Annotated in this window: 2 protein-coding genes; both read right to left on the bottom strand. The window is 31.2% G+C overall.

Going from position 1 to position 735, the window contains the following annotated elements; genetic code table 11:
• On the bottom strand, window positions 1–197 hold a 197-nt coding region (locus tag ES676_RS14575), incomplete at its 3' end, for a hypothetical protein (RefSeq protein WP_148371053.1).
• A gap of 332 nt (window positions 198–529) precedes the next feature.
• A partial coding sequence (locus tag ES676_RS14855; RefSeq protein WP_170234475.1) for a hypothetical protein occupies window positions 530–735 on the bottom strand: 206 nt, incomplete at its 5' end.

The following is a 735-nucleotide window of genomic DNA, read 5'->3' as shown; positions in this document are numbered from 1 at the left end:
ACAAAGTCTGTGTTAATAGTAAACCCATAATCGCTATTATAAATTTCTCTATTTAACCTGTTGCCAGATCCATTTTTAAGTTTTGGTGCTAATTTTTGTAATTCTTTAAAAACGGTCTCATTAGATTCTACTTGTTTATGTGTTAAGGTTTCTATTGCATACTTAGATGTTTTTTCGAGGTCTGCCTGATTGTCCAAATAATCGACATCATCTTTTTAGCAACTAGATAAGACGAATGTAACCCCGAAGAGCAACATTACTAGTTTTAAATACTGTTTACATTTTCTTTTTTTCATTCGTTTCGTTGGTTTTAAAAATTAGTGATTTTAACTATTAAAAAGCAAGTGTATAATAATAATAATAACAATCTCACAATACCTTTTTATACCATTCATCGAAAACCTCAACTTATTTGCGCTTTTCATTACGGTAAAAACCGTAATTGGAGTGAAAACGCAAATTTTGCACACAAAAAAAAGCCACTACTTGCATAATGGCTTTGTAAAGTCATTTATAGCTTTGTTATACTTTATTGTTTAACTAATACCATAGTTTCAGGGATTAAAAATTCGGAAGTGTCCATTTGTGTACCATCATTACACTCTGTGGTATCCCCATATAATTGGTTGTTGGTTCTTGTCCAGATTAATTCGTCTGCACTCCCAAAAATCGGAGTATATTCTAGTAATAATTTACCACTAGCATATCTTTCACATAAACCATTAAGCGGTGGTT

Source organism: Bizionia saleffrena, from assembly GCF_008086175.1.
GTDB lineage: Bacteria > Bacteroidota > Bacteroidia > Flavobacteriales > Flavobacteriaceae > Bizionia > Bizionia saleffrena.
This window is presented reverse-complemented; position numbering and strand designations above follow the sequence as displayed.